This window comes from Mycobacterium sp. 141 (assembly GCF_000382405.1).
Taxonomy (GTDB): domain Bacteria; phylum Actinomycetota; class Actinomycetes; order Mycobacteriales; family Mycobacteriaceae; genus Mycobacterium.
Genome location: NZ_KB908262.1, coordinates 42,094 through 64,760, shown reverse-complemented (window position 1 = coordinate 64,760; position 22,667 = coordinate 42,094). Strand labels below are relative to the sequence as shown.

At 65.5% G+C, this 22,667-nt stretch carries 24 protein-coding genes; 6 read left to right on the top strand and 18 right to left on the bottom strand.

What is annotated here, in order from left to right:
* Positions 1 to 129: 129 nt before the first annotated feature.
* Positions 130 to 618 (top strand): flavin reductase family protein, encoded by a 489-nt coding sequence (locus tag H276_RS0112900; RefSeq protein ID WP_026356930.1) that lies wholly within the window; start codon positions 130 to 132, stop codon positions 616 to 618.
* A 9-nt stretch (positions 619 to 627) separates the two neighbouring features.
* Here the strand turns inward: H276_RS0112900 and H276_RS24685 are convergent, their stop codons facing one another.
* The 5 genes from H276_RS24685 to H276_RS0112875 all read right to left on the bottom strand — a co-directional run bounded on the left by H276_RS24685 (position 628) and on the right by H276_RS0112875 (position 4,779).
* On the bottom strand, positions 628 to 789 hold the full coding sequence (locus tag H276_RS24685; RefSeq protein WP_019971728.1) for a hypothetical protein: 162 nt from the start codon (positions 787 to 789) through the stop codon (positions 628 to 630).
* 79 nt (positions 790 to 868) lie between these two features.
* Positions 869 to 1,618, bottom strand: a complete 750-nt coding sequence (locus H276_RS0112890; RefSeq protein WP_019971727.1) for a succinate dehydrogenase/fumarate reductase iron-sulfur subunit — start codon at positions 1,616 to 1,618, stop codon at positions 869 to 871.
* A gap of 1 nt (position 1,619) precedes the next feature.
* The gene (locus H276_RS0112885) at positions 1,620 to 3,563 is read right to left on the bottom strand and encodes a fumarate reductase/succinate dehydrogenase flavoprotein subunit (RefSeq protein ID WP_019971726.1); all 1,944 of its coding nucleotides are present in this window, start codon (positions 3,561 to 3,563) and stop codon (positions 1,620 to 1,622) included.
* A gap of 38 nt (positions 3,564 to 3,601) precedes the next feature.
* The gene (locus tag H276_RS0112880; RefSeq protein WP_019971725.1) at positions 3,602 to 4,432 is read right to left on the bottom strand and encodes a hypothetical protein; all 831 of its coding nucleotides are present in this window, start codon (positions 4,430 to 4,432) and stop codon (positions 3,602 to 3,604) included.
* 59 nt (positions 4,433 to 4,491) lie between these two features.
* Positions 4,492 to 4,779 carry a hypothetical protein gene (locus tag H276_RS0112875; RefSeq protein ID WP_019971724.1) on the bottom strand — a complete coding sequence of 96 codons (288 nt, stop codon included), beginning with the start codon at positions 4,777 to 4,779 and terminating at the stop codon, positions 4,492 to 4,494.
* Between the two features lie 105 nt (positions 4,780 to 4,884).
* Here H276_RS0112875 and H276_RS0112870 point away from each other — a divergent pair, with 105 nt between their 5' ends.
* A complete protein-coding gene (locus tag H276_RS0112870) occupies positions 4,885 to 5,658 on the top strand; it encodes an isocitrate lyase/phosphoenolpyruvate mutase family protein (RefSeq protein ID WP_019971723.1) in 774 nt (257 codons plus the stop codon).
* An 89-nt stretch (positions 5,659 to 5,747) separates the two neighbouring features.
* Here the strand turns inward: H276_RS0112870 and H276_RS0112865 are convergent, their stop codons facing one another.
* The 5 genes from H276_RS0112865 to hutU form a co-directional block, all read right to left on the bottom strand.
* Positions 5,748 to 6,182, bottom strand: coding sequence for an Hsp20/alpha crystallin family protein (locus H276_RS0112865; RefSeq protein WP_019971722.1), 435 nt, complete (start codon positions 6,180 to 6,182; stop codon positions 5,748 to 5,750).
* 119 nt (positions 6,183 to 6,301) lie between these two features.
* Positions 6,302 to 7,510 (bottom strand): imidazolonepropionase, encoded by a 1,209-nt coding sequence (hutI, locus tag H276_RS0112860; RefSeq protein ID WP_019971721.1) that lies wholly within the window; start codon positions 7,508 to 7,510, stop codon positions 6,302 to 6,304.
* The gene (locus H276_RS0112855) at positions 7,507 to 8,850 is read right to left on the bottom strand and encodes a formimidoylglutamate deiminase (RefSeq protein ID WP_019971720.1); all 1,344 of its coding nucleotides are present in this window, start codon (positions 8,848 to 8,850) and stop codon (positions 7,507 to 7,509) included. Before H276_RS0112855 ends, hutI begins: the two co-directional genes overlap by 4 nt.
* Positions 8,843 to 10,063 (bottom strand): allantoate amidohydrolase, encoded by a 1,221-nt coding sequence (locus H276_RS0112850; RefSeq protein WP_026356928.1) that lies wholly within the window; start codon positions 10,061 to 10,063, stop codon positions 8,843 to 8,845. Before H276_RS0112850 ends, H276_RS0112855 begins: the two co-directional genes overlap by 8 nt.
* Positions 10,064 to 10,113: 50 nt before the next feature.
* Positions 10,114 to 11,769: a urocanate hydratase gene (hutU, locus tag H276_RS0112845; protein ID WP_026356927.1), complete on the bottom strand. Its 1,656-nt coding sequence runs from the start codon at positions 11,767 to 11,769 to the stop codon at positions 10,114 to 10,116.
* 434 nt (positions 11,770 to 12,203) lie between these two features.
* On the opposite strand from hutU, the gene hutH reads away from it, so the two are divergent.
* Positions 12,204 to 13,787 (top strand): histidine ammonia-lyase, encoded by a 1,584-nt coding sequence (gene hutH, locus H276_RS0112840; protein WP_019971717.1) that lies wholly within the window; start codon positions 12,204 to 12,206, stop codon positions 13,785 to 13,787.
* A gap of 231 nt (positions 13,788 to 14,018) precedes the next feature.
* Positions 14,019 to 14,630, top strand: coding sequence for a hypothetical protein (locus H276_RS25665; protein ID WP_155943077.1), 612 nt, complete (start codon positions 14,019 to 14,021; stop codon positions 14,628 to 14,630).
* Between the two features lie 21 nt (positions 14,631 to 14,651).
* Here the strand turns inward: H276_RS25665 and H276_RS0112830 are convergent, their stop codons facing one another.
* From H276_RS0112830 to lysE, 8 genes are all read right to left on the bottom strand, one after another.
* Positions 14,652 to 15,821 carry a uroporphyrinogen-III synthase gene (locus H276_RS0112830; protein ID WP_019971715.1) on the bottom strand — a complete coding sequence of 390 codons (1,170 nt, stop codon included), beginning with the start codon at positions 15,819 to 15,821 and terminating at the stop codon, positions 14,652 to 14,654.
* A gap of 134 nt (positions 15,822 to 15,955) precedes the next feature.
* Positions 15,956 to 16,561 carry a GNAT family N-acetyltransferase gene (locus H276_RS0112825; protein ID WP_081625463.1) on the bottom strand — a complete coding sequence of 202 codons (606 nt, stop codon included), beginning with the start codon at positions 16,559 to 16,561 and terminating at the stop codon, positions 15,956 to 15,958.
* A gap of 66 nt (positions 16,562 to 16,627) precedes the next feature.
* Entirely contained in the window at positions 16,628 to 17,509 is an 882-nt protein-coding gene (locus H276_RS0112820; protein ID WP_018602656.1) for a 5-oxoprolinase/urea amidolyase family protein, read from the bottom strand.
* 27 nt (positions 17,510 to 17,536) lie between these two features.
* Complete coding sequence (locus tag H276_RS0112815) at positions 17,537 to 18,199, bottom strand: allophanate hydrolase subunit 1 (RefSeq protein WP_026356925.1); 663 nt, start codon at positions 18,197 to 18,199, stop codon at positions 17,537 to 17,539.
* Between the two features lie 74 nt (positions 18,200 to 18,273).
* On the bottom strand, positions 18,274 to 18,957 hold the full coding sequence (locus tag H276_RS0112810) for a queuosine precursor transporter (RefSeq protein ID WP_019971712.1): 684 nt from the start codon (positions 18,955 to 18,957) through the stop codon (positions 18,274 to 18,276).
* 12 nt (positions 18,958 to 18,969) lie between these two features.
* Entirely contained in the window at positions 18,970 to 19,923 is a 954-nt protein-coding gene (locus H276_RS0112805) for an ABC transporter substrate-binding protein (protein ID WP_026356924.1), read from the bottom strand.
* 171 nt (positions 19,924 to 20,094) lie between these two features.
* The gene (locus H276_RS0112800; RefSeq protein ID WP_019971710.1) at positions 20,095 to 20,973 is read right to left on the bottom strand and encodes a crotonase/enoyl-CoA hydratase family protein; all 879 of its coding nucleotides are present in this window, start codon (positions 20,971 to 20,973) and stop codon (positions 20,095 to 20,097) included.
* 79 nt (positions 20,974 to 21,052) lie between these two features.
* Positions 21,053 to 21,652 (bottom strand): L-lysine exporter, encoded by a 600-nt coding sequence (lysE, locus tag H276_RS0112795; RefSeq protein WP_019971709.1) that lies wholly within the window; start codon positions 21,650 to 21,652, stop codon positions 21,053 to 21,055.
* Positions 21,653 to 21,855: 203 nt separating this feature from the next.
* Between lysE and H276_RS0112790 the strand changes: the two genes are divergently transcribed.
* The gene (locus tag H276_RS0112790; protein ID WP_155943082.1) at positions 21,856 to 22,071 is read left to right on the top strand and encodes a FitA-like ribbon-helix-helix domain-containing protein; all 216 of its coding nucleotides are present in this window, start codon (positions 21,856 to 21,858) and stop codon (positions 22,069 to 22,071) included.
* Positions 22,068 to 22,484: a type II toxin-antitoxin system VapC family toxin gene (locus H276_RS0112785; RefSeq protein ID WP_019971707.1), complete on the top strand. Its 417-nt coding sequence runs from the start codon at positions 22,068 to 22,070 to the stop codon at positions 22,482 to 22,484. Before H276_RS0112790 ends, H276_RS0112785 begins: the two co-directional genes overlap by 4 nt.
* Positions 22,485 to 22,667 lie beyond the last annotated feature (183 nt).

Here is a 22,667-nt window from a genome sequence, read left to right as displayed (position 1 = left end):
GGAAGGAATCGACACGTTGGGCATGGCGTCAGGCTACTCAAACCGCTCGGCGGTGGGGCGGCCAAGTTCTGTTCACGGCAAGCGTGACGGTGGCCGGTGGGTGACGCTGCATGTGAAGATGGAGCTGATATGAGTGCTACAGATTTGAGCCCGACATCGCTGCGTGAAGCGTTCGGTCATTTCCCGACCGGTGTCATCGCGATCGCCGCCAAGGTCGATGGCGCGCTGGTCGGTCTGGCTGCCAGCACTTTCGTCCCGGTATCTCTGGACCCGCCGCTGGTGTCCTTCTGTGTGCAGAACAGTTCCACCACATGGCCGAAGCTCAAGGAACTGCCCGCCCTCGGCATCAGTGTGCTTGGCGAGTGCCACGACGCCGCCGTCCGCACGCTGGCAGCCAAGACCGGCGACCGCTTCGCGGGTCTGGAGACCGAATCACGCGAATCGGGTGCGGTGTTCATCCACGGCACCAGCGTGTGGTTGGAGAGCGCCATCGAACAATTGGTGCCCGCCGGCGATCACACCATTGTGCTGCTGCGGGTCAGCGAGATCACCGTGCACTCCGATATCGCACCGATCGTGTTCCACCGCAGTGCATTTCGTCGGCTGGGTGAGGACTGACCAGGCAGCTCAGGGACGTTCGGAGAGTTCCTCGCGATAACCGGCGATTCGTTGTTCGATCTCGGCGGCGTCTTCCGGCCGGCCTTCCTTGCGGGCCAGTTCCGCGCGGGCCGAAAGTTGGCGGATTGCCGTACGGATGTCGTTGACACTGTAGGTCTGTCGCATGCTCATCGGCTGCCTTTCGACTTTGATTGGCTGCTCTCGACGAGCCTACGCCGCCTCGTCATTGAACACTGGCTGTTGTGTTGTCCTACCGCTTGAAGAGCTTGTTGCCCAGCCACACGATCGGGTCGTACTTGCGGTCCACCACGCGTTCCTTCATAGGGATCAGCGCGTTGTCGGTGATCTTGATATTTTCCGGGCAGACCTCGGTGCAGCACTTGGTGATGTTGCAGTAGCCCAGCCCGAATTCGTCCTGGGCCATGTCCCGGCGATCGACGGTATCCAGCGGGTGCATGTCCAGTTCGGCGATCCGCATGAGGAAACGCGGGCCGGCGAAGGACTTCTTGTTCTCATCGTGGTCACGGATCACGTGGCAGACGTTTTGACACAGGAAGCACTCGATGCACTTACGGAATTCCTGGCTGCGGTTGACGTCCTCCTGCTGCATGCGGTACTCGCCGGGCTGCAGATCCTTGGGCGGGGTGAAGGACGGGATCTGCCGGGCCTTCTCGTAGTTGAACGACACATCGGTGACCAGGTCGCGCATGACAGGGAAGGTGCGCAGCGGTGTCACGGTGACCGTCTCGGAAGGGTCGAACGTCGACATCCGCGTCATGCACATCAACCGTGGGCGGCCGTTGATCTCCGCCGAGCAAGACCCGCACTTGCCCGCCTTACAGTTCCACCGCACCGCCAGATCGGGCGTTTGGGTGGCTTGCAGCCGGTGGATGATGTCGAGTACCACCTCGCCGTCGTTGACCTCGACGGTGTAGTCCTGCAAGCCACCGCCGGTATTGTCTCCGCGCCAGACCCGCAGACTCGCGTCGTATTTAGCCATCTCAGCCCTTCCAATCGGGGTGCTCGGCCAGTTCCTGCTGGGTGTAGTACTTCTCCAGTTCGGACAGCTCGAAGGTGGCCAGCAGGTCGGCCCGCATCGGGGCTTGCGATTCCGGTGTCACCGAGACGTCCGGGACCAGCGCATCACCGGCCTCATCGTCGACGGTCCGGCATACCAGCAGCGTGTTGCGCCAATTGGCGTCCATTCTCGGGTGGTCGTCGCGGGTGTGTCCGCCCCGGCTTTCGGTGCGCGCCAGTGCGGCCTTCGCGACGCATTCACTGACCAGGAGCATGTTGCGCAGGTCGATTGCCAGGTGCCAGCCGGGATTGAAGACCCGTCCGCCCTGGACACTGACGTTGTGCACACGTCGGCGTAGCTCGGCGAGCTTGTCGAGCGCTTCTTCGATCTCGGCTTCTCTGCGGATGATGCCGACGAGGTCGTTCATCGACTGCTGTAACTCGGCGTGCAATGCGTACGGGTTCTCGGGCTGCTCGTGTTGCTCGAATGGCGCCAACGCGGTTGCGACGGCTTCTCCGATCGCGGCGTCGGAGATCTTCGGCCGCTCCGGCAACGCCCGCACGTAGTCGGCGGCACCGAGCCCGGCACGGCGGCCGAACACCAACAGGTCCGACAGTGAGTTTCCGCCCAGCCGGTTCGAGCCGTGCATCCCGCCCGAACATTCACCAGCTGCGAACAGACCGGGGGTGATGGCGCCACCGGTGTCCGGGTCGACCTCGATCCCGCCCATCACGTAGTGGCAGGTCGGCCCGACCTCCATCTCGTCCTTGGTGATATCGACCTCGGCGAGCTCCATGAACTGGTGGTACATCGACGGCAGCCGCCGCTTGATCTCCTCGGTCGGCATGCGCGATGCGATGTCCAGATACACCCCGCCGTGTGGCGAACCGCGACCCGCCTTCACCTCGGAGTTGATCGCGCGAGCCACCTCGTCGCGGGGGAGCAGGTCAGGAGTGCGCCGGGCATTGCCGTCGGCTGATCCTCTTTGTTCGGCGAGCCACTGGTCGGCTTCCTCCTCGGTCTCGGCGTACTGGCCTTTGAACACCGCGGGGATGTAGTCGAACATGAACCGCTTGCCCTCGGAGTTCTTGAGCACCCCGCCGTCGCCGCGAACCCCCTCGGTGACCAGGATGCCCTTCACCGACAGCGGCCATACCATGCCGGTGGGGTGGAACTGGATGAACTCCATGTTGATCAGGGTCGAGCCGGCGCGCAGAGCCAGCGCATGCCCGTCGCCCGTGTACTCCCACGAATTCGACGACACCTTGAACGACTTGCCGATGCCGCCGGTGGCCAGCACGATCGCGGGGGCCTCGAACAGCACGAAATTACCGCTTTCGCGGTAATAGCCGAACGCCCCAGCCACTCTTTTCTCGGGCCCGGCATCGTCCAACAGCAGCTCGGTGATCGCGGTTTCGTGGAACACCTTGATGCGCGCCTCGTAGTCGCCGAGTTCGCGCTTGTCCTCCTGCTGTAGCGAGACGATCTTCTGCTGCAGGGTGCGGATGATCTCCAGGCCGGTGCGATCGCCGACGTGCGCAAGCCGCGGGTAGGTGTGGCCACCGAAGTTGCGCTGGCTGATCTTGCCGTCCTTGGTGCGGTCGAACAACGCTCCGTAGGTCTCCAGTTCCCAGACCCGGTCCGGGGCTTCCTGCGCATGCAGTTCGGCCATCCGCCAGTTGTTGAGGAACTTGCCACCGCGCATGGTGTCACCGAAGTGCACCTGCCAGGAGTCCTTGGTGTTGACGTTGCGCATCGCCGCGGCGCAGCCGCCCTCGGCCATCACCGTATGTGCCTTGCCGAACAGCGATTTGGTCACCACTGCCACTCGCAGACCCCGCTCGCGGGCCTCGATCACCGCGCGCAGTCCTGCGCCGCCGGCACCGATCACGACAACGTCGTATTGATGCCGTTCCAGTTCAGCCATCTATATCCCCACTACTTTGATCATTATGAATTGCATTGTCAGCCAACAAATCTCAGGTCCGAGATGGTTCCACTGGCGACCAGCATGATGTAGAAGTCGGTGAGCATCAGGGTGCCCAGCGTGATCCACGCGAACTGCATGTGCCGGGTGTTGAGCTTGGACACCTGGGTCCAGATCCAATACCGGACCGGATGTTTGGAGAAGTGCTTGAGGCGTCCGCCGGTGACGTGCCGGCAGGAGTGGCAGGAAACGGTGTACACCCACAGGAGAATGACGTTGATGACCAGGATCAGGTTGCCCAGACCGAATCCGAAACCGCTGGCGGTTGCCTCGGAGTGGAACGCCACGGTTGCGTCGTAGGTGTTCACCAGCGAGATCAGCACTGCGACATAGAAGAAGTACCGGTGGGCGTTCTGCACGATCAGCGGAAGGCGGGTCTCTCCGGTGTATTTCGCGTGCGGCTCGGCTACCGCACAGGCGGTCGGTGACTGCCAGACCGACCGGTAGTAGGCCTTGCGGTAGTAGTAGCAGGTCAGCCGGAATGCCAACAGGAACGGCAGAGAGATGAAGGCCATCGGGATGAACCAGGGCAGGGCGCCGACCCAGTGCCCGAAGTGGCTCGCTCCCGGAGCGCACGCGGTGCTCACGCACGGCGAGTAGAACGGCGTCAGGTAGTGGTACTGCGGAACCCAGTAAGCGCTGCCCCAGAACGCCCGGATGGTGGCGTAGATGACGAACGCCGCCAGGCCGAGATCTGTCAGCAGCGGCGCCTGCCACCACCGGTCGGTCCGCAGTGTGCGCTGCGAAATCTGGGCGCGCGTGGGGGAGAAGACCCCGGTCGCACGACGGTCAGCGGTGTTCGCGCTCACGGTTCCCTTTCGTCAGGTTCAGTTGTTGTGTGAGGCGTCAACTGCCCGTGGTGTCGCCACTAGCCGCTGACGCCGCCGTCGCTGATGTCTCCCCAGAATTCACTGTCGTATTGGGTGTCGGGGATCGCGATCTTCTCGGTGTCCTGCCGCAGCCGGGTGACACCGTGGCGCATCTCGAGTTCTTCGGCATCGATGTCGAGTCGGTCGATGTCGAGCAGGATGCGTTCGGCATCATTGACCACGCGACGCGTGGCCGGTGAGTCGCCGTACTTGGCCGCCAGCGTTGTGACGCAACGACGCATCTCGTCTATGAGGTCGTGCAGTTCGGCGAATTCGGAGTTGGGCATGTGACCTCCTTGGGCTGAAGGTGTCATGAATCACATTACGACAACTGTGCTAGCTGCATCATGAGTTGAGAGTGACACGGGTCACGTTGAGTGGGAGGTTTGAGCATGTCCCGACAAGTTCTGTCCCAACAGGTTCTGCAGAACCGCGCGAGGGCTCTGCTGGCGTTGCATCGGCCGGGCAATCCGGTGGTTTTGCCCACGGTATGGGATGCCTGGTCTGCCAAAACCGCCGTTGATGCGGGCTTCGCGGCGTTGACGCTGGGCAGCCATCCGGTGGCCGATTCGGTCGGGAAAGCCGACGGTGAGGGCATGTCGTTCGATGATCTGACCGCGCGGGTTGCCCAGATCAGCGGTGCGGTCGACGTGCCGATCTCGGTCGACATCGAGTCCGGGTACGGAGAGACGCCGGGGCGGCTCATCGACGGTCTGCTGGACGCGGGTGCGGTCGGGCTGAACATCGAGGACACCGTGCACAAGGAGGGCAAGCGGCTGCGCGAGCCCGAGGAGCATGCCGCGCTGGTCGGTGAACTGCGCAACGCCGCCGACGCGGCCGGGGTGCATGTCGTGATCAACGCCCGCACCGATCTGTTCTTGCGTCAGGACGGTTCGGAGAGTGATCGCGTAGAACGTGCGGTGGCGCGGCTAAAACTGGCCGCCCAGGCCGGTGCCGACTGCCTGTACCCGGTGGGATGTCATGATCCGGAAACCATGCGACAGTTGACATCTGAGCTGCCGCTGCCCGTCAATGCGATCGCGATACCGGAGGCCGACGATCCGGCGTCATTCGGCCCGCTCGGCGTGGGCCGAATCAGCTTCGGACCGTTCCTGCAGCGGGCACTGACCGGGACTGCGAACGAGATCCTGGTCCGCTGGCGCTGAACGTTCCCTGTCTGTCCACGCGAGGTCTGATCCCTCGATAGCGTAAAGCCGGTGGAACTGCTTGATTTCCACCGGCTTTCGTTGTCTTCCTAGTTGCTCGAGATCTCGATGCGCCGCGGCTCGGCGCCGGTGTAGGCCCCGGCCACCCGGACGGTCAGCACTCCGGCGTCGTAGGACGCGGTGATCGCGTCATCGGTGACGTGTGCCGGGAGCTTGAAGGCGCGGCGGAACGAGCCGTAGCGGACCTCACTCACGGTGCGTCCCTCGGTGTTCTCGGCACGCTCGTCGCGACGCTCACCGTGGATCACCAGCAGGCCCCGGTCGAGCTCGACGTTGACGTCCTTGGCCACATCGACTCCGGGCAGCTCCAGCCGCACCACCGCGTCGTCGCCTTCCTTACTGACCTCGGCGGCTGGGCTGAAGTCCTTGATCCATTCGCCGCGGACGCGAGGAGCGAGGGTATCGGTGCGTACCCAGCTGTCGACCGGATGTCCGGGCCGGCCCCACACTGCCAATGTGCTCATGTTCAATCTCCTCGTCGGTGGAGACCGGCACTGCACCGGTCTGCTACCCCTATAACTTGAGTGGACTACGCTCATGTTCCCGGCGATTGTTCGCCGTCAGCGAAGCCGTCCGAGCCTGATTACGCGCTGCCAGTCCGACCGTGCCGGTTCCCGACGCTGCCGACGACCTGCTCGCCGCCCCGCCACACCGCCTCGATCAATGGCACGCCGGGCCGGTAGGCCAGGTGTACGTGTGAATTCGCTTCCAGCAGTACGGCATCCGCGCGAGCGCCGACGGCCAGATGCCCGACGTCGGTGCGGCGCAACGCGCGTGCTCCACCCATGGTCGCTGACCACAGTGCTTCGTCAGGCGTCATCTTCATGTCCCGCACTGCCACCGCGATGCAGAACGGAATATTGGTGGTAAAACCCGAACCCGGATTGCAGTTGCTGGCCAACGCCACGGTGACACCTGCGTCGAGCAACCGCCGGGCATCCGGATAGGGCTGACGGGTGGCGAATTCGGTGGCAGGCAACAGCGTGGCCACGGTGTTGCCTGCGGCAAGCGCAGCGATGTCCTCGTCATCGAGGAAGGTGGCGTGATCGGCTGAGGCGGCATCGAACTCCACGGCAATTTGCACACCCGGGCCCGGGCCGAGCTGATTGGCGTGCACGCGCGGGATGAGGCCCCGCTCGACCCCGGCCGTGAGGATCTTCCGGGTCTGGTCACCGTCGAACGCGCCACGCTCGCAGAACACGTCGATCCATTTTGCGGCGGGCGCACAGGAGTCGACCATGGCCGTGCACACCAATTCCACGTAGTCGTTGGGACGGTCGGCGTATTCGGGCGGCACCAGATGGGCCCCGAGGAACGTGACCTCGTCGGTGAACTCGGCGGCGAGCTGCAGACTCTGCAGCTCGGTCTCGACGGTGAGTCCATAGCCCGACTTGCACTCGTTGGTGGTGGTTCCGGAGCGCCGCGACTCCGCGATCAGGCGCCCCACGTTGGCCCGCAGTTCGGCGGTGCTCGCCGCGCGCGTGGCGTTGACAGTGGTGTTGATTCCGCCTGCGCTGTAGGGCTTTCCGGCCATGCGCGCGGCGAACTCGGCCGAGCGGTCACCGCTGAACACCAGATGGCTGTGGCTGTCCACGAACCCGGGTATGACGGCCCGGCCGTCGGCGTCGACCCGGTCGTCGGTATCCGGTGCCGCGCCGCGCGGGCCGACCCATGCCACTACGCCGTCGTCGAAAACCAGGGCGGCGTCCTCGATCAAGCCGACCAGGCCGGCCTGCTGTGTCGGGTCGTTGGTGACCAAGGCGCCGATGTTGTCGATCAGAAGACTACTCAACGGACCACCGCTCTGATCGAATCATGCAGCGCTGCAGGAATATCCGCGACTCGGGCGTGTTGTCGGTGCTCGACCACGCGGCGTCCGCCGACCACCACATCGGTCACATCGGCGGCGGACGCGGCGAACACCACCGACTCCAGCAGCGTGGCGGCGTCCGCGCCCGCCATCCGCACGGAGTCGAGGGTGACGGTGACGAAGTCGGCGAGCGCACCCGGTTGGATCCGGCCCGCCTCGGGCCAACCCAGCGAGGCGTGCCCGTCGGACGTCGCAGCCCGCATCAGCTCCGCCGCCGACCAGTGCCCGCGGTACTCGGTGCGCAGCCGCTCGTCGAGTTCCATGGCCCTGGCTTCCTCGAAGAGGTCCACGATGGCGTTGCTGTCACTGCCGAGAGCCAAAAGCCCACCGGCATCGGACAGATCGCGTGCCCGGCCGATCCCGTCGGCGAGATCCCGCTCGGTGGTCGGCGCCATACACACGTAGGTGTGCGAACCGGCCAACGCGGCGATGTCGTCGTCGGTGAGGTGGGTGGCATGCACCGCCGTGGACAGCGACCCCAGGGCACCGTGGTCACCCAACAGCTGGGTCGGGGTGCAGCCGTGTGCAGCCATACAAGCCTCGTTCTCCGCGCGCTGTTCGGACATGTGGAAATGCAGCGGAGCACCGTGGCTCTGCGCCCATTCGGCGACGGTGTCGAGTTGATCGGCCGGAACCGCGCGCACCGAATGGATTGCGGCGCCGATGCGGGCCTGGCGGCTGGGGGCCAACCGCTCGACGCGGTCGGCCCATGCGGCGGCGGTGCCATCGGTGAACCGCACCTGCGGGCCGTGCAGATCGATGTCGAAACCACCTGTCAGATAACAGGTGTCGAGCAGTGTGATCCGGATTCCGGCGTCGGCGGCCGCGTCGATGAGCGCCTCGCCCAAGGCGTTCGCTTCGGAGTAGGGCGTCCCGTCCGGGCTGTGGTGTACGTAGTGGAATTCGCCGACGCAGGTGATGCCGGCCAGGGCCATCTCGGCGTACACGGCGCGGGCCAGCGCGTGATACGAGTCCGGGTCCAGCCGGCCGGCCACGGCGTACATGTCTTCGCGCCAGGTCCAGAACGTTCCACCACCACGGTGGGTGCGTCCGCGCAGGGCGCGGTGAAACGCGTGGCTGTGCGCGTTGGCCAGGCCGGGCAGCGTCACGCCCGGCAGATGGGTGGTGTCGGGCGGGCGGTCCTGCCCTGCCGTCACCGAACTGATTCTCTCGCCGTCGACTTCGATGAGCACCCGATCGCTGACCTGGTCGCCACCGAGCCAGGCGTAATCGGCGAAATATCGCATCACCGACTCACCCATTCACCAATTCCCGCAACACCTTCGTCAGCGCCACTACTCCGGCGACGCAGTCCTCGTCGGAGGCGTGTTCGGCCGGGCTGTGGCTCACACCAGTTGGGTTGCGTACGAACAGCATTGCCGTCGGGACGTGTGCTGACAGGATCCCGGCGTCGTGGCCGGCCCCCGTCGGTAGCTGGGGCGCATCATCGAGCCATGCGCTGATTCGGTCTCGCAGCCCGTTATCGAATCCGACGACGGGCGAATACGACTCGCGCGTCACGGTGCACGTGGCGCCGTGTTCGGCGGCCGCGGCCTCGCCCGCCGCGGTGACCTCCGAAACCAACTTCTCCAGCACCATGTCGTCAGCCGCGCGGGCGTCCAGCCAGCCGTGGACTGCCGAGGGAATCGCGTTGACGCCGTTGGGAATGACGAGAACCTTGCCGAAGGTGGCCAGGGCGCCGATGCGCGCGGCCGTGTCCCGGGCAGCGAGCACGCTGCTCGCGAACGGCAACATGGGGTCGACGCGGTCGTCCACGCGTGTGGTGCCGGCATGGTTTGCCTCGCCGAGGAATTCGAACCGCCACCGACCGTGCGGCCAGATGGCGGTCGCGACTCCTACCGCGGCGTCCATATCGACCAGCGCTCGGCCCTGTTCGACATGAAGTTCGACGAATACCCCGATTTGTTCGAGTGCCTGCTCATCACGGCCCAGCCCGTCGGGATTCACACCGGCGGCGCGCATCGCGTCGCCCAGCGTCACGCCGTCGGCGTCCTTCAGCCCGCGGGCCCGGTCGGGTTCGATCACGCCGGTCAGCAGCCGGCTGCCCATACAGGCGACGCCGAACCGGGCGCCTTCTTCGTCGGCGAAATTGGTCACCGCGAACGGACGTGCGGGCTCAACCCCTTGCGCGCGAAGCTCGTCGACCGCCAGGAAAGCCGAGACAACACCCAGCGGACCGTCATAGGCGCCGCCGTCGGGCACGCTGTCGAGGTGGCTTCCGGTCACCACGGCATCCGGTCCCGGCTCGCCCCACCATGCCCACTGGTTACCGTTGCGGTCCTCCCGGTAGGACAGGCCGCGCTGGTTGGCCTGATCGATGAACCATGCGCGCACCTCGTGATCGGCGGCGTTCCAGGCGAATCGGCGGTAACCGCCGGTGCCCGGGTCGCGGCCGATCGGCGTGAGCGATGCCCACAGCGATACGAATCGCTCCGAGAGATTGCGCTGACCCATCTTGTCCTCCTCGCGTGCGGGGTCCATCTTGTCCTCCTCGTGTACGGGCACTAGCCCTCCTTCATCGGGATCCGGACGCCGCGTTGCTTCGCGACCTCCTCGGCCCGCTCATAACCGGCATCGACGTGGCGGATGATGCCCATGCCTGGGTCGTTGGTCAGCAGTCGGGAAAGCTTCTGTGCTGCAAGCTCCGTCCCGTCGGCAACACCGACCTGACCTGCGTGGATGGACCGGCCGATGCCGACGCCGCCGCCGTGGTGGATCGACACCCACGCCGCACCGGACGACGTGGCGGTCAGGGCGTTGAGCAGCGGCCAGTCGGCGATCGCGTCTGATCCGTCGAGCATCGACTCCGTCTCTCGGTAGGGGCTGGCCACCGAGCCGCAGTCCAGGTGGTCGCGGCCGATGACGATCGGTGCCGACACCTTGCCGCTGGCCACCAGATCGTTGAACAGCACGCCGGCCTTGTCGCGTTCGCCATAACCCAACCAACAGATGCGGGCGGGCAAGCCCTGGAACGCGATGCGCTCACGCGCGCCGCGCATCCATTTGTGCAGGCGGTCGTCGTCGGGGAACAGGTCCATGATGGCGTTGTCCGTGGTGTAGATGTCCTCGGGGTCACCCGACAGCGCGACCCAGCGGAACGGGCCCTTTCCCTCGCAGAACAGCGGGCGGATGTAGGCGGGAACGAATCCGGGGAATTCGAAAGCCCGGTCGTAGCCGCCGAGGCGGGCCTCGTCACGGATCGAGTTGCCATAGTCGAACACCTCGGCGCCACCGTCCTGGAACTCGACCATGGCCTTGACCTGATTGGCCATGGATTCGCGGGCCCGGTCGGTGAATTCGTCGGGTTTCTTTTCCGCGTAATCGTGCCAGTCCTCGAGGTCGATGCCCTCCGGCAGGTACGACAGTGGGTCGTGTGCGCTGGTCTGGTCGGTGACCAGATCGATCGGCACACCGCGGCGGAGCAACTCGGGGAAGATCGTGGCGGCGTTCCCGACGAGGCCGATCGACCGGGCTTGCTTGTTGGTCCGGGCGTCCACGGCCTTCTTGATCGCGTCCTCGAGGTCGTCGGCGACCTCGTCGAGGTAGCGGTGTTCGACGCGCCGACGCAGCCGGGATTCGTCGACGTCGACGATCAGGCAGGCACCTCCGTTGAGGGTCACCGCCAGTGGCTGCGCGCCGCCCATACCGCCGCAGCCACCGGTCAGGGTCAGGGTTCCGGCCAGGGTGCCGCCGAAGCGCTTTTCCGCTGCGGCAGCGAAGGTTTCGTAGGTGCCCTGCACGATCCCCTGGGTACCGATGTAGATCCACGACCCGGCGGTCATCTGCCCGTACATGGTCAGGCCGAGGTGCTCCAACCGCCGGAATTCGGGCCAGGTGGCCCAGTCGCCGACCAGGTTCGAGTTGGCGATCAGCACCCGCGGGGCCCATTCATGGGTCTGAAACACGCCGACCGGCTTGCCGGACTGCACCAGCATGGTCTCGTCAGGAGCCAGGGTCTTCAGGGTGCGCACCATGGCGTCGAAGCTGGCCCAGTTGCGGGCGGCTCGTCCGGTGCCGCCGTAGACGACGAGGTCGTCCGGCCGTTCGGCGTTTTCCGGGTCCAGGTTGTTCATCAGCATGCGCAGCGGGGCTTCTGTGTACCAGCTGCGAGCAGTCCGGGTGGTACCGCGGGGGGCACGTACTGGACGGGCGCCTTCCATGTGATCTCTCCCTTGAACCTCGTTGGTAGAGCGGCTAATCGAGAAACGGATTGCGGTCTGCGGCGCGCTGGTCGAACTCCTCTAGCCAGCGTTGGCCCGCCCCTCGATCAGCATGTTGAGCGAGCGCCGAACGTTGGCCGCAGCTGCTGGTGTCCGCCCTGTCGGCATCGTCCCTCGATTCGACGGTGTTAGCCGAATGTGCACTGTGAAGGAAGACCTGTTCACGGTCCCCGGCCAATATCTACTGGATAATCACACTAACCTGGAAGTCGATACTGAATGTATGCATTCATCGAGCTGTAGCGCCCCGTCGCAGAACCGCGACTGGACTTGGCTTTTCCACGGTTCGACTGCCATCAAAATCGCCCGCACTCTCTGGTGCTGGTCCATCGTGGTTCCGTGAGATCTCACACCCATTCGGTAGGGAGAATCAGATGAACAGCACGCCGCCCCGGGTCATCGTCGGCCAGGGGCCGGTTTCGGAGGCTGACGTCGTTGCTGTCGCCCGACACGGAGTGGGCGTGGAACTCGGTAGCGACGCGCTTGCTGCGATCGCAGAGGCGCGCACCATCATCGATGCGCTGGCCCACGATGTGAGACCGCACTACGGGGTGTCGACCGGTTTCGGTGCGCTGGCCAGTGTGCACATCCCCCTCGACCAGCGAGTGCAGTTGCAGCGCTCCCTGATCCGGTCGCATGCCGCCGGATCTGGGCCCGAGGTGGAGCGTGAGGTGGTCCGCGCGCTCATGCTGCTGCGGCTTTCGACGCTGGCCACCGGATGCACGGGGGTGCAGCCGGAAATCGCCACCACCATGGCCGCCCTGCTTAATGCCGGGATCACGCCCGTCGTGCGGGAGTACGGTTCGCTGGGCTGTTCGGGCGATCTGGCGCCGCTGGCACACTGCGCACTCGCGCTTCTCGGTGAGGGTGACGTGCGTGACGCCGCAGGCAATCTGCGGGCGTCCGCCGACGCGATGCATGAGGTCGGCATCGAGCCGGTCGAGCCTGCGGAAAAGGATGGTCTGGCGCTGATCAATGGCACCGACGGCATGCTCGGTATGCTGCTGCTGGCCTGCCATGACTTCGACATGCTGCTGCGCTGCGCCGATCTGACGGCGTCGATGAGCGTCGAGGCGATGCTCGGTACCGACCGCGTGTTCGCGGCCGATCTGCAGGCCCTGCGGCCCCAGCCGGGCCAGTCCGTGGCGGCCGCGAATATGCGTGCGCTGCTGGCGAATTCCCCGATCGTGGCGAGCCACGTGGGTCCCGACTGCACCTACGTCCAGGACGCATACTCGATGCGGTGCGCGCCCCAGGTCGCCGGTGCTGCGCGTGACACCCTCGCCCATGCCCGCACCATCGCCGGTTACGAACTGGCCTCGGCGATCGACAACCCGGTCGTCACGATCGACGGTCGAGTGGAGTCCAACGGCAACTTCCACGGAGCGCCGGTCGCCTACGTGCTGGACTTCCTGGCCATTGCAGTCGCAGATGTGGCGTCGATGAGTGAACGGCGTACCGACCGGATGCTCGACGTGGCACGGTCGCGCCACCTGCCGCCGTTCTTGGCGCATAACGCGGGCGTCGACTCCGGTCACATGATCGCCCAATACACCCAGGCGGCGATCGTGTCCGAGCTCAAGCGGCTGGCCGTGCCCGCCAGCGTCGACTCGATCCCGTCGAGCGCGATGCAGGAGGATCATGTCTCGATGGGATGGTCTGCGGGCCGTAAACTCCGGCTGGCGATCGACGGGCTGACCCGGGTGCTCGGCATCGAATTGCTGACCGCGGCGCGGGCCATCGATCTGCGCGCACCGTTGCAGCCGGGCCCGGCGACCGGGGCTGTCGTCGCCGCGTTGCGCGAACAGGTGCCCGGCCCTGGCCAGGACCGATTCCTGTCCCGCGAGGTCGAAGCTGCCGTGGAGTTCGTCCGCAGCGGGGCCGCGGTGGCTGCGGCGAACTCGGCGCTGTCGGAGCCGTTGCGCGGCGTATCGGCCGAAACATTGGACACGCGATAGCTGAGTACAACCTTCGATTACTGCGTCACCGTGACCGACTTGAACGCCAACCTATGTGGCTACGTGGACAAATATCGGCATACACACGGTCTTTATACCGCAGAGCATCGCGATGAACAGTAGTTGAATAAGTGTGAGCGACCCCCGGCGGATCTTTATGGCTAACTAGATAAGTTCGCTGTAGACCGCTACTATCGCGTAGCAGGGTGCTTCTAAAAGGGGCTGACGAGGATGACGTTTGCGGGTTCCATGGCGAAGATGGTCGGTTTGCTCGGTGCGGCCGCCGTGCTCGGCGCGGCGATCGCGCTGACGTTGCCACTTGGTCTTGATGTGGTCGACCGCACCGGTGCGCCGATTCCGTGCGGCACCGGTATGCACCCGTCCTACGACGTCGCAGCTAAGCAGGATTTGCTCAATCTGGACCAGCACACCCTGGCCGGGCCGGGCTATGCGATGAGTGACTACGCCCAGCAGTGCGAGGGGCTGGTCGCCGAGCGCCGGACGGCGGCACTATCGGTCGGTGGAGGTGGCGCAGTGGCGTTGCTGGCTGTGCTTGCCGGGCCGTTCGTGGTCGGCGCACAGGCCGCACGCCGCGGCCGGCAGGCCCAGCACACCGGCTCTGCGGAACCGGTTGGCGATCAGCCGAATCATGCCGGGGTGCCAGCCCAGCGGCTCGCTGACGATATCCTCACCGGCATTACACAACCGATCCTGGAAGAGCCCGTCGGCAAACAGGTAGGACGCCACCACAAGGCGGCCGCTGCGCTGGCGCTGCGCGCTGGCTTCGGCGACGCTGAGCGTGCCGGTGGCGGCATAGGTCAGTTCTATGCGATCGGCCGGTAACGGTTGACAGTAGTGCCAGGCCTATCGCGCATCGGAGAGGTCTGCATCCACCGGAGAGTGTGGTTCGTCGACAGCCAGCCGGTAGCCGCGGCTCGCCTCCGCCGACACGATGTTCTTGTCTCCCAAGGCAGTTTGTAGTTGCAGCACTGCCGTTTCCACGGCGTCAATGTCGGTTCCGCTACCCGGCAAGACGGCAAGCAGGTCGAATTCGGACACTGTCGCGCCCGGTCGGTGCGACAGCGCGCGGATGGTCGCCATCGAAGCCGGGGACAGCGGCTTGACCACGCCGTCGATCAGCACGCAGGTAGCCCGGATCTCCAGTGTGTGACCGGCGGCTCGGACGGTGCGGGCCTGCAGCAGAGGCAATTCGTCGGTGATGTGGCGGGCCAGCGCACCCAGCCGCATGCGTTCGGGTGCCGAGGCGGGCACCCCGAGCTGGACGAGTGGCCGAGCGGTGACCGGTCCTACGCACATCGCATGCACGTCGGTGCGCAGTGCCGCCACCACCTGATCGGCGATTCCCATCTCCGCAGCCCGCATCAATACCGCGGTCACGGCCGGCGCCGACGTGAAACTCACGGCGTCGAAACGCTGTTCGGCGATACCGGTCACCAACTGGTCGAATTCGCCGTCGCGTGGCGCGGGATGCCAGCGGTATACCCTGATCGGCACCACTTCCGCACCGGCACTTCGCAATTCGTCGAGGAATTCGGGGAACGGATCCCATTCGTCGGTCGCACCGTGCAACTGGACGGCGATGCGGCAGCCCGCGATTCCCTGCTCGACGAGGTAGCGCAGGACTTCGCGGGAGGATTCCGAATCCGGTGACCATTCCTCCGGCAGACCGGCGGCTCGCAGCGCGCCGGTGGCCTTCGGCCCGCGGGATACGACGCGCGCCTGGCTCAGGGCGTGGGTCAGCTCAGAGTCCACGCCCCAGTCAGCCGCAGCGGCGATCCAGCCGCGAAAGCCGATCCCGGTGGTGGCAACCACGATGTCGGGCGGATTCGCGATCAGTGTCTCGGTGTTGGTGCGCAGCTCGTCGTCGTTGGGCAGGGGAACCATCGTGATGGCGGCCGCGCTGGTCACCGTCGCGCCACGCCGTCTCAGCAGCGTGCTCAGCTCATCGGCACGTCGGGCGGAGGTTACCGCCACACGAAAGCCGGTGAGCGGTGCCCAGTCGGGCTCGGTCATGTTTCCAGTCATGGGACGCCGTGTTTCCAAGTCATTACCTCGGCCATTACCGAGGAGTGTCGGTTTGTCGGGACCATTGTGACGCCTGTTGCGGCGGACAGGTGGAACCAGCAGTAGACCGACGTGCGAGGCGGTTACCAGACGTCGCCGTCGCGCCAGTCGCACGTCAGTTCGGCGGTGGTGTCCAGTTCAAGGCCGTCCGGTAGATCGATGGGCAGTACGAACAACGACCGGTCGTCGCCGGGCGTGCGCGCCACGCCCGCCGGCTGCAGCACCGAGGTCGGACCCTGCCACGCCAGCCAGCCGCGCGCCGTGTACATCGGCCGGCCCTCTTCGGATGCGCTCAGCGCACCAATCTGGTAGGCGCCGCGCAGCACCTGCTCCAGGGCGTCCATGACCGCGGTGGCCAGCCCCTGACCGCGCCAGTCCTCGCGCACCGCGACACCCTCCAGGTAACCGCAGCGCAGCGCGGTGTCGCGGTAGAGCAGCCGCCGCTGGACGACCGCGCCGTGCGCGATCAACGCACCATGACGGCAGATCAGCGCGTGCATACCGCCGAGGGTGTGCTCCCAGTCGGCGTCGGTGAAGTCTCCACCGAACGCCTCGATGACCATGCGGCGGGTGTCCTCGCGGGTCTCGTGGTCAAGGTCGGAGGTATGGACCAGGCGTGCGGTGTGGATGTCCCGGACACGAGCACCAAAGTCTCCACGGACGTGAGGAGCAGAATCCCCGGTAAGCACACCCTGTTTCTACCAGTGACGCGCGCGGGTGTCTCGGCTCGGTACCCGGTCAATGGCCAGTGCGGCTCATTCGAACGGGTGCCTCGGGTGCGCCCAGTGCAGTCGGACGGTCTGGCCGGGCCGCACCTGGCCCAACTTGTCGATGTCCTCGTCGGTCACCACACCGATCACCGGATAGCCGCCGGTGACCGGATGGTCCGGCCCGAGGATCACCGGAAAACCGTTGGGCGGTACCTGGATTGCTCCGCGGGTAGCGCCTTCGCTGGGGAGCTGGCGGTCCGGCCAGCGGTAATCCAACGGCATACCTACCAGGCGCATGCCGACCCGGTCGCTGCGGTTGGTCACCAGCCAGTTGGTATGGGTGAGCACGTCGGGGTCGACGAACCAGTCGTCGCGTGGACCGGGCACCACCCGCAGCTCGACCACTTCGTCGCTGATCGCGGCGACCGGCGCCTGGTCCAACTCGGGGAACTCGTCGGTGTGCTCCCCGATGGGGAGGATGTCCCCGGGCCGCAGGGGGGTCGGGCCGATCGCCGACATCACGTCGTAGCTGCGTGAGCCGAGTACCGGCTCGACGTTGATGCCACCGCGCACCGCAAGATAGCTGCGCAGACCCGAGTGCGGTGCGCCCAACGAGATCACCTGACCGTCATGCACGTAGTGGATGCTGTTGGTGCCGAACGGGACTCCGTTCACCGCCGGATCGGTGTCGGCACCGGTGACGGCGATGGCGACGTCGCCGCCGCGCACCCGCGCCGAGAACCCGCCGAAGGTCACCTCGACGGTGGCGTGCTCACCCGGATTGGCCACCAGCCGGTTGGCGAGCGTGTGGGAGCGTCGGTCGGCGGCACCCGAGCGAGTGACGCCCAGGTGCGCCAGGCCGGGCCGGCCCAGGTCTTCGAGCAGTGCCAGGGGACCGGTGCGCAGAACTTCCAATGTCGTGGTCATATCGACTTCTCCTACGTCTGTGGCCGGTCAGCCGATTGCCCGGAACTGCACCCGCATGCCCGGTGTCAGCAGCGCCGGTTTGTCGCGATCGGCATCGAACAGCACGGCGTTGGTGTGCCCGATCAACTGCCAGCCGCCCGGTGACTGCCGCGGATAGATACCGCTGAACTCGCCGGCCAGCGCGACGGCTCCGGGCGGCACGCTGGTGCGCGGCTCGGCGCGGCGGGGGACCTGTAGTCGCGGGTCGCCGTCCACCAGGTATGCGAAACCTGGTACAAAACCGCCGAATCCGACCCGCCACGGGGTGCCGATGTGCGCCGCGATCACCGCCGCAGGGGTCAACCCGGTCAGTGTGGCCACTTCCTGCAGGTCAGCGCCGTCGTAGACGACATCGATCGTCAGGTCGACCTTGCCGCTCGCGGGTTGGGGCACGATCGATTCCGGCGCCAGCCGGAGCTTGCTCAGCCGCTGCCGGGCGCCGGGCTGGTAGCGCGGGCTGGCGAGCTTGACCAGGATGGTGCGAGATGCTGGGACGATATCGACGACGCCGAGCAGATCGGTCTCCTGCAGTTTGGCGGTCCACGCCAAAACCTCGGCGGTACTGTCGAACTCGAACAGCAGCCCATGATCCCCATATTCGTGAACGGCTGGCAAGACCAGCGCGTCCACCACATCTGATGTCACACTCATAATCCGAACTTACCTGCGAGTAGGGATGAAAGTGGCGGCTCTATGAGCCTTGCCAGAGCTGCCTTACCGAAGCCTCACACCGCAAGCTGATATGTGGGCTCTCGACGCTTGATGAAAGCGATCACGCGGTAGGTGACCGGCAGCATGACCACCTCGACGGCAGTCTTGTAGAACCAGCCCAGCGCGGTGTAGACGGCGAAGTCTTTGAAGGTCGAGATGCCGATGGCGCCGGCGGCGATGCTGCAGAACACCAGGGTGTCGCCCAGCTGTCCGGCGAAGGTGGATCCGACGAGGCGGGCCCACAGGTGCTTCTCCTTGGTCCGCTCCTTGATCGCGACGACAACCCACGCGTTGATGGTCTGCCCGACGATGAAACCGGCCAGCCCGGCGACGATCAGCTGCGTGTAGGCGTGCACGACATTCTCGAAGTGCTCTTCGTTGGTATAGAAGTCCGCAGCCGGCAGATAGATGGTCACCCAGAAGATGAATGCCGCCAGGACGTTCATCGCGAAGCCGAGGAAGATCGCGCGGCGGGCGGCCTTGAACCCGTACACCTCCGAGAGCACGTCGCCGATGATGTAGGTGAGCGGAAAGACGATGAACCCGCCGTCGGTGATGATGGGCCCGAACGCGACGCCCTTGGTGGCCGTGACGTTGGAGATGATCACCAGCGCCGTGAACACCGCGACGAGTACCGGATAGTAGGCGGAGCCGATGGCTGCCGTGCCGCGGTGCGCCTGCTCTTGGGTGCTTGTCACCGGGCTATCTTGTCAGGCCAGCGCGCGGGCCAGCAGCGGCGGCAGTTGATCAGCCACCAGTGGGTAGGACAGCGGAGAGGCGAAGGCGATCGCTCCGGCCAGATCCTTGGTGGTGAACACGTGGCGGTTGCGGGCGGTGGCCTGCAGGCCGGCGATGGTGGGGTCGGCGAGCAGCGCGTCGCGGTCCTGATCGCTCTCGGTGGTCCAGATCAGTACGTCGGCGCTGTCGAGGACGGCGGCCATCTTGTCGCGGGGAATCAGCTCCTCGACCGGTGGGATGGTGAAGCCGAGTTGCGTCAGGAAGTCGGTGCGCCAGCCGGGGGTGGTCGTCTGGACGCTGTCGCGGAACAGCGTGCCTCCCAGCAACAGCGCCTTCTTGCCGTTGAACTGCGGGTTGTTGGCGGCGGCGGTCTTGAACTTCTCGTCGACACCGTTGATCAGGCCCGTCATCTGGTCGTTCTTGAACACCGCCTGGCCGATGCTGGTGGCCTGGTCCTTCCATGGCTCGAAGAAGGCATCGGCGCCCGATTGCGCGATGGTCGGGGCGATATTGGACAGTTTCGTATAGGTGTCGGCGTCCAGCCCGGCGTTGGTGGCGATGATGAGGTCCGGTTTGAGCCTCGTGATCTGGTCGACTTGGATGCCGTCGGTCAGGCTCAGCACGGTGGGTTGGGCGTCCGCGAGTTCGGGGCGGGCCCACGGCCATACCGCGAACGGTTCACCGCCGAACCACTCGGTGACCGCGATCGGTACGACGCCGACCGCGAGGAGGTCGTCCTGGCCGGTGAAGCCGGCACTGACCACCCGTTGCGGCGCGGCCGGGATCTTTGTCTCGCCGAAGACGTGCCGGACGGTAACGGAACCGTCCCTGGCGACCTCGCCGGGTTTTTCCGAACTGCATGCGGCCACGAGCGCCATACCCGCGGTGATAGCCAGAAACCCCCGCCGGGACACAATTGTCGGCACTTAGCCAGAGTAACTGCTTTGCAGTGGTCGCGTCACTGAAGAGTTACCGACCGCCGTTGCGGTGACGGCTGCGGCCGCCGGCGGCCGGCCCGCACTACCCCGTAGATGGATGAACTCGATCGGCGCCTTCACGACGACGAAGCTCAATTCGAAAGCGCTTCTGGCAGCGGGCTACTCGCTGCGGATCCACTCCCCGTAGAACGGTGGCATCTCGGAGGCGCGGGCGGAGAACTGCGGGGCCCGCTTCTCCAGGAAGGCCCGGACACCGTCGTTGCCGTCGCCGATGCTGGTGTAGAACATGGCCAGCGAGTCCACCCGGTGTGCGTTGACCGGGTGTGGTTCGGCTGAGTTCCGGTACAACATCTGACGCATGAGCGCGACCGACACTGGTGAGCGGTCGCGCGTCCACGCATCGGCCACGGCCCGCGCCTCGGTGAGAAGTGCGTCGGGTTCGTGAACCGCCTGCGCCAACCCGATCTCGCGAGCAGCGTCTGCGGTGAGAATGTCAGAGCGGTATACCAGGTCCAAAGCTGTTGGCATACCGACGATCCGGGGTAGGAACCACGTCGAGCACGCTTCCGGGGTGATACCGAGTTTTCCGAAGACCAGGCCGAACCGGGCTTTGGTCGACATGAGCCGGGCGTCCATCGCAAGCGTCATCGTCGCGCCGATGCCCACCGCGGCCCCGTTGATGGCGGCGATCACGGGCTTACGGCAGGCGTAGATCGCCAGGGTCACGCGACCGCCGGTATCGCGGATCCGCCGCAACTCGGGGGAGTCGAGATCGGCCATGTCAGCCAGGGACGGCGACGTCGACTCATCGAGGCCGAAAACATTGCCTTCACTCGACAAGTCCATGCCCGCGCAGAACGCCCGGCCCTCGCCGGTGACGATGACCGCGCGGACCGCGTCATCATCGTTGACTGCCACGAAGGTCTGTTCCAACTCGTCGGCCATCTCGACGGTGAAGGCGTTGAGGTTTTCCGGGCGGTCGAGAACAACAGTGAGGATGCCGTCGTCGAGCTGGTGCCGGATCGTCGTGAAGTCCACGGATGCTCCTCCTCGGGTTTCGGTTGGTATCCAGCTTGCCGAAGGAGCGGGTCGGCGCGGCGGCGACCCCGCGGATGCGTCAAGACACCACCATCCACACGCCTAGCGCTGCCATCGTGACGGCGATGACGCCGTCGAGTACGCGCCAGGTCAGCTGGGTGGCGAACAACCCGGCGAGCCGGCGGGCACCCAGCCCGAGGCTGACGAACCACACGGCGCTGGCCGTGACCGCGCCCGCACCGAAAAGCCAACGCTGCTCGTGTTGTTCGTTGGCCAGCGAGCCGAGCAGGACCACCGTGTCGAGGTACACGTGCGGGTTGAGCCAGGTCAGTGCTGCGCACGTCAGGAGCACCTCAACCAGGCGTGCCGGCGTCTTCTCCGATGGGTTGAGGGTCGACGGTTGGTAGGCCCGTTTGGCTGCCAGTACGGCGTATCCGATGAGGAATGCGGCACCGCCGAACTTGGCGACCATCACCGCGTCGGGATGGGCGGTGATCAACGCCCCGACGCCGGCGATGCCGGCGGCGATCAGGATCAGATCCGAGACCGTGCACAACGCGATCACCGGGATTACGTGCTCTCCACGGATGCCCTGACGCAGCACGAACGCATTCTGTGCGCCGATGGCGGCGATAAGCGTCATCGCGGTCAGAAAGCCGAGCAGGACAGGGGAGGCCATGTGGTCGACCGTAGGGCGCTCCGGTGCTTCAGTGAAGCTAATAATTCTTACTATACATTAGATACGCTTATGTCATGACCGTCGCGGCCGAAGCCGCTGATCACCGTGCCAGCCGGTTTGATCACGAACTTGGGAGTCACCGCCGCGGGAGGTATCGCAATTTGATATCACTTTTTTGATATCATTGTCGTATGGAGCAGATCGTGATCCGCAACCTTCCCGAGGGAACCAAGGCCGCACTGCGCGTACGTGCCGCACGGCACCATCACTCCGTCGAAGCCGAAGCCCGTGCGATCCTCACCGCGGGACTGTCGGGCGAGGATGTCCCCATGTCGGTACTGCTGGCTGCCGACACCGGTCATGACATCGACTTCGAGCCCGAACGCCTCGGCCTGACCGCACGCACCCCAGAACTGTGACCTACGTACTCGACACCAACGTGGTGTCGGCTTTGCGCGTGCCGGGACGCAATCCGGCGGTGGCAGCGTGGGCAGACTCGGTAAAAGCGTCCGAACAGTTCATCGCGGCCACAACGCTGGCTGAGATCGAACGCGGCGTGATCGCCAAGGAACGGACCGACCCAGCTCAGGGTGAACACCTACGACGTTGGTTCGACAACAAAGTGCTGCCCGTGTTCGCCCGGCGGACACTGGCTTTCGATCTCGCCGCCGCCCGCACACTGGCCACCTACCGCGTGCCCGAGCACGCTCCGTATGACGATGCGTTAGTCGCGGCCGTCGCCCAGGCCACGGACAAGATCGTCGTCACCCGCAACACCCGACACTTCGAACCACTCGGCGTCCAATGCCTGGACCCGTGGGGGTATCGTTAAATCGGCTGTTGTCACGCCCACTGCTGGCGGTAGTCCGGGACGGGTGACTCAACGATAAGGGTGTCGCCAGACGTCTTGAGCCGGCTCCGTGCAGGTTCTCGTCGACCGGTTAGTTTCGTAGCGGAGTGACTCGGGCGGCGAGGTGGCCTCGCCCCATTTGCAGACGGTCAATGACAAAATGTC